The organism is Arthrobacter sp. 10T413_2 (genome assembly GCF_056394205.1).
On sequence record NZ_JBFTHK010000262.1, the window covers coordinates 1 to 4741 of the forward strand.

Consider the following 4741-nt stretch of genomic DNA (forward strand, 5'->3'; position numbering starts at 1 on the left):
GCACCACCGTGGCCGCGCACCACCGTGGCCGCCCAGGGGTTCGCCGCGGCGCCGGATCCGGCACCCGCAGGAGCCCCGGCCACGGCAGCGGACGTCGAAGCTGCCGTCCATGCGATCGCCGACCGTTCGCGTAAAGCTGCCCGCAAGATGGCGCACGCGAACCGGGCCTGGAAGGACCGCGGCCTGCGCGCCATCGGCAAGGCGCTGCTGGAGCACAAGAGCCAGATCCTGGCCGCCAACGCCAAGGATGTCGCAGCCGGCCGGGCCAATGGCACCGGTGCCGCCCTCCTGGACCGCCTGACCCTGAGCGATGCACGCATCACGGCCCTCGCCGCGGCACTGGAGAACCTCGCCACCCTGCCGGACCCCGTAGGAAATGTGGTGCGCGGCCAGACGCTGCCCAACGGGCTCCGCCTCCGCCAGATCAACGTGCCCATGGGTGTGGTGGCCGCGATCTACGAGGCCCGCCCCAACGTCACCGTCGATATCGCCGGCCTCGCCCTCAAGAGCGGCAACGCAGTGATCCTGCGCGGCGGATCCGCCGCCGCTGCGACCAACGCGGCCCTCGTCAAGATCCTCCGCGATGCCCTGGAATCGGTGGGCCTGCCCGCCGACGCCGTCCAGACCGTGGACCAATACGGCCGTGACGGMGCCAACGCGCTCATGCGGGCGCGCGGCCGGGTGGACGTCCTCATTCCCCGCGGCGGGCGAGAGCTCATCCAGGCCGTGGTCACGAACTCGTCCGTGCCGGTCATCGAGACCGGTGAGGGCAATGTGCACATCTTCCTGGATGCGTCCGCCGGCGAGGAAATGTCCGTGGACATCCTCCTCAACKCCAAGACGCAGCGGCCCAGCGTCTGCAACACTGTCGAAACGCTCCTGGTGCACTCCAAGTCCACTGTCCTGCCCGCCGTGGCCGCCGCCCTGCGGGCCGCCGGGGTCACCCTGCACGTGGACCAGCGTGTCCGCGCMGCGCTGCCGGCGTCGATCGAAACCGTCCCGGCCACGGACGAAGACTGGGCCACCGAATACATGGACCTGGACCTGGCCGTGGCCATGGTGGACAGCCTGGACGAGGCCGTCCGGCACATCCGCACATGGTCCACGGGCCACACGGAAGCGATCCTGACCAACGACCTCGCCAACGCCGAACGCTTCATTGCCGACGTCGACTCGGCGGCCGTGATCGTGAACGCCTCCACCCGCTTCACCGACGGCGGAGAGCTCGGCCTCGGCGCCGAGGTGGGGATTTCCACCCAGAAACTCCATGCCCGCGGCCCCATGGGACTGACCGAGCTGACMACCACGAAGTGGATCGTGCAGGGCGAGGGCCAGATCCGGGGCTAGCGACGCTGTAACATGGAACGGAAGACCGGAACGGCGGACACCTCCGCCGTCGTCACATTTTGAACTCACTAGGGGAGAACATGCTGTCGCAGCAGATCGCCACTTTCGTCRCCGCAGCCGGCGCATCAGCCAACGAGGAGCTCGCGCCGCTCATCGCACCGCCGTTTGTCATTGGCGGCTCCATGTTCGCGGTCCTGGTGGTCCTGCTGCTGATCACGCTGTCCTACTCCAACCTGGGCCGTCGCCACGAGGCCGTCGAGGAGCACTCGGATCCGCACCGCCAGCACCCGAACAAGCACGACCACGGCCAGGGTCACTAATATTTCCGCCACCATGAGGCAGCGCGGCGCCCAGCGCCGCCTGCGTCTGGGTGTGATGGGCGGCACGTTCGATCCMATCCACCACGGACACCTTGTCGCGGCCAGCGAGGTCGYGGCGAAGTTCGAGCTCGACGAAGTCGTGTTTGTTCCCACCGGCCAGCCCTGGCAGAAGATGGCCAAAAAGGTCAGCGAAGCCGAGCACCGGTACCTCATGACCGTCATCGCCACGGCCTCGAACCCCCGTTTCACCGTGAGCCGGGTGGACGTGGACCGTCCGGGCCCGACCTACACGATCGACACCCTGCGCGACCTCCGCACGCTGCGCCCCGATGCCGACCTTTTCTTCATCACGGGTGCGGACGCGCTGGCCCAGATTTTGTCGTGGAAAGACATCGATGAACTCTGGTCCCTCGCACATTTCGTGGGCGTAACCCGTCCCGGGCACGTCCTGGACGGCATGGGCCGCAAGGACGTCAGCCTCCTCGAGGTCCCGGCCATGGCCATTTCCTCCACGGATTGCCGCACCCGGGTGGCCGAAGGAAATCCCGTCTGGTACCTCGTGCCGGACGGGGTGGTCCAGTACATCGCAAAGTATGGCCTGTATGACGCTCCCCGCGAGGCGGTCCGCCTCGACAGCCGACACGCCGGGACCAGCAATGACGGAACCAACAACACCGGGACTAACAATGCCGGAAACGACGCGGCAGGGCTTGACCCGGCACAGCATGATCCAGCCTTCGAGATAACCCAACCAGCCAGCACTGAATGAGTTTGCCATGAGTCAGGAACAGCCTCCCATCCGCAGCCGCCGCGAACTGCGGCAGGCCAGAGATGAACGCCTGGACACTGCGGCACCGGACGAGCCGACCGAGGCCGAAACCACCGGCCGCATCCGCCGGGTAGCCGACGCTCCCGTGGACTCTGTGGGCGCCGGCGCGGAGCGGTCCTCCCAGGTCCGCGCCCGGGACCGTGCCGCGCTGCGCACCATCAAGGAACTCGCTGAAAAGGAAGGCCACCTCGCCGGGGGAGGACCGCCCACGCGACGCCAGCTGCGGCTCCTGCAGCTGGCCGCCGAAACCGCCCCGGCCACCCAGGCCAACACCATTGTCCCGGCCTCGCCGCGGACCCGGGCCACCCCGGTGGTTTCCCCGTCCGGCAAGGACGCCGCCCGGAAAGACCCAGCTCAGAAGGACGCCGCCCCTCAAGACGCTGCCGGCAAGGACACGCCGCGAAACGACACCGGCGCCGGGGCACCCAAGGCTGCMGGTGGCSGCGTCGGGCCCGGCGGCAAGACGCCCGACGGCATGACGGTGGAGCAGGCGCTGGCCGCGCGCGAGCTCCTCGCGGCGCAGGCCCTGAACCAAATGGCCAAGATGGAGCACATCACGGCCACGGATCCCGACGCCGTTGATCCGGCCGTCCTGGCCGAGCAGATTGCCTTGGCTGAACGCGTTGCGATCCTTAACCGCCGTGCCGCCGCCAAGCAGAAGCTCGCAGAACAAAACAGCCAACCCGCGGCGCCTCGCAACGATCCCACCACGGCCAACAATCTGGCCATGGTCACACCTTTGGAATTCGAGAAGGTTCCCGGCGTGGAGCGGCCCGTCATGAAGCGCCCTGCCACGTCGTATGTTCCGGTGGTCACCAACCCGGGTCCCCGCGTTGACGCGCCACGGAAACCCGGCCTTCGGCGCCCCGGACTGTCCCGCCAGCGGGCCGCCAGTCCTGCCGCCGGCCGGGCAGGCGTGCTGGCCCGGGCGGAAGCAGCCGCCAAGGCAGGAACGGTCAAGCCATCAGGCACGGCTGCGACTGCTGCGGGGGAGCCCGACGAGACCCTGGTGGGCGGGGAGCCCGTGGCCGCGAATGCCGCCTATKGCCTGGATCCCCTGGATGCGGCGACCGCGGGACTGGGCCGGGCCCGGCGCCTGCGCATGATCCAGCTTGKCGTCCTGGCTCTGGGGATCGTCGCGCTCATCGCCGGCATCACGCTGATTGTCACCGGGCTGGCCCACTAGGAGCAGGTGCCGTTCGCGCGAGGCCGTCAGCGCAGGAGAGCGTTCCAGCTACGAGGCCCGTTGTCCGCGACAGCGGATCGCTTGCAGCCTCGGCCACCGGCACTTCCTCAGCCCGGACTATTCAGTTCAGCTTTTCAGTTMAGCTTTTGGCCACAAAGTTTCATCACAACAATTTTCATCACTACAAGGAGTCCCGTGACTGCAACCGATTCATCCATCACCACCGCCCGCCACGCAGCCCGCGCTGCCTCGGAGAAGCTTGCCGAGGACATCGTGGCCCTGGACGTCAGCGAACGGCTCGCCCTGGCCGACGTTTTCCTCATCGCCTCGGCACCCAGCGAACGCCAGGTCAACGCGATCGTGGACGGCATCGAGGACGAGCTCGCCAAGTTTGACCAGAAGCCCGTCCGCCGCGAAGGCCGCTCCGGCGGGCGCTGGGTGCTGCTGGACTACTCGGACGTCGTCATCCACGTCCAGCACGAGGAAGACCGCGTCTTCTACGCCCTCGAACGCCTCTGGAAGGACTGCCCCGTCGTCGATCTCCAGCTCGGCGACGACGCCTCGGCCAAAGCCACCGCAGCCACCGCAGCCACCGACSCCKAGTAGCAACCCCGCGCACCGGCCAGGCCGCCGGAAGCTCAACAGAGCCGAATATGCCCGATTTGGAATTTTCGGAAGGGCTGTTCTAAGATATTTGAGTTGCTTCGGAGAGATCCGGACAAAGAAACCGGAACTTTACACCTCGCTAGGGGTGGTCGGAGCAGCGAAAATTCGGGGCTGTGGCGCAGCTGGTAGCGCACCTGCATGGCATGCAGGGGGTCAGGGGTTCGAGTCCCCTCAGCTCCACCGGAGAATCCGCCGGAATCGAAAGATTCCGGYGGATTTTTTTATTCTTGCGGGCAGGAATGTGACGGTTCAGCACGCCAATTGGCGCGGACGGCGATTGTGGTTTAGGCTATTCAGGTTGCTTCAGCGAGGACGGAACTTGTGAGGCAAATGAGGGGCTGTGGCGCAGCTGGTAGCGMACCTGCATGGCATGCAGGGGGTCAGGGGTTCGAG

General features: G+C 67.2%; 5 protein-coding genes and 1 tRNA gene. All 6 read left to right on the forward strand.

Translation table 11 applies throughout. From position 1 onward, the window contains the following. The first annotated feature begins 24 nt into the window (after positions 1-24). The 6 genes from AC1DBQ_RS22040 to AC1DBQ_RS22065 all read left to right on the forward strand — a co-directional run bounded on the left by AC1DBQ_RS22040 (position 25) and on the right by AC1DBQ_RS22065 (position 4528). On the forward strand, positions 25-1347 hold the full coding sequence (locus tag AC1DBQ_RS22040) for a glutamate-5-semialdehyde dehydrogenase (RefSeq protein WP_476930546.1): 1323 nt from the start codon (positions 25-27) through the stop codon (positions 1345-1347). An 80-nt stretch (positions 1348-1427) separates the two neighbouring features. Beyond that, the gene (locus AC1DBQ_RS22045) at positions 1428-1667 is read left to right on the forward strand and encodes a hypothetical protein (RefSeq protein ID WP_476930542.1); all 240 of its coding nucleotides are present in this window, start codon (positions 1428-1430) and stop codon (positions 1665-1667) included. A gap of 13 nt (positions 1668-1680) precedes the next feature. Beyond that, positions 1681-2436 (forward strand): nicotinate-nucleotide adenylyltransferase, encoded by a 756-nt coding sequence (gene nadD, locus AC1DBQ_RS22050; RefSeq protein ID WP_476930543.1) that lies wholly within the window; start codon positions 1681-1683, stop codon positions 2434-2436. A 7-nt stretch (positions 2437-2443) separates the two neighbouring features. Then, the gene (locus AC1DBQ_RS22055; RefSeq protein WP_476930544.1) at positions 2444-3682 is read left to right on the forward strand and encodes a hypothetical protein; all 1239 of its coding nucleotides are present in this window, start codon (positions 2444-2446) and stop codon (positions 3680-3682) included. A gap of 195 nt (positions 3683-3877) precedes the next feature. Beyond that, the gene (rsfS, locus tag AC1DBQ_RS22060; RefSeq protein ID WP_476930545.1) at positions 3878-4288 is read left to right on the forward strand and encodes a ribosome silencing factor; all 411 of its coding nucleotides are present in this window, start codon (positions 3878-3880) and stop codon (positions 4286-4288) included. Between the two features lie 167 nt (positions 4289-4455). Further along, positions 4456-4528 (forward strand) — tRNA-Ala (locus tag AC1DBQ_RS22065). Positions 4529-4741: the final 213 nt, after the last annotated feature.